Below are 535 nucleotides of genomic sequence, written 5' to 3'. Positions count from 1 at the left end.
AAGGCTCCAACATCAGTTTAAGATGTTTTTCTCCCACCAATTTTTGGTGCAACACCTTAAACTCACCATCAAAGATTGGCTCAGGAAAAGCTTGTCCGAATGGCCCACCAGCGCGCAACTGCTCCGCAATGTGCATAGAAAACTCTTCCGGTTTTAACTCGCCATCAGTAAGAATCACGCCTTTTAGAGCCGCTTCGTCGAGCTCTTTTTTCACCACTTCATCGAATAAACGACTGAAACGCTCAAAATCTTGCTCTTTGATGGTTAAGCCTGCCGCCATCGCGTGACCGCCAAACTTGATGATCAAACCTGGATTTTGCGTATCGATGAAGTCCAACGCATCACGCATGTGTAATCCAGGAATCGAACGACAAGAACCCTTGATCGTCCCGTCACCACCGTCAGCAAAGGCAATAACTGGACGATGGAATTTCTCTTTGATACGCGAAGCGAGAATACCAATCACACCCTGGTGCCAATCGCGCTGGAACAGCGATAAGCCATATGGCAGCTCGCTGTTTTCGCCAAACTGCAA

At 47.9% G+C, this 535-nt stretch carries 1 protein-coding gene; it reads right to left on the bottom strand.

Annotated elements, in window-relative coordinates; translation table 11 throughout:
• Window positions 1-535: DHHA1 domain-containing protein (locus R7O13_RS30390; protein ID WP_318305661.1), on the bottom strand; the 535-nt coding region annotated here is incomplete at both ends.

The organism is Vibrio sp. Y176 (assembly GCF_033438945.1).
Note: the sequence above shows the minus strand (reverse complement) of the source record. Positions and strands in the feature narration are given on the sequence as shown.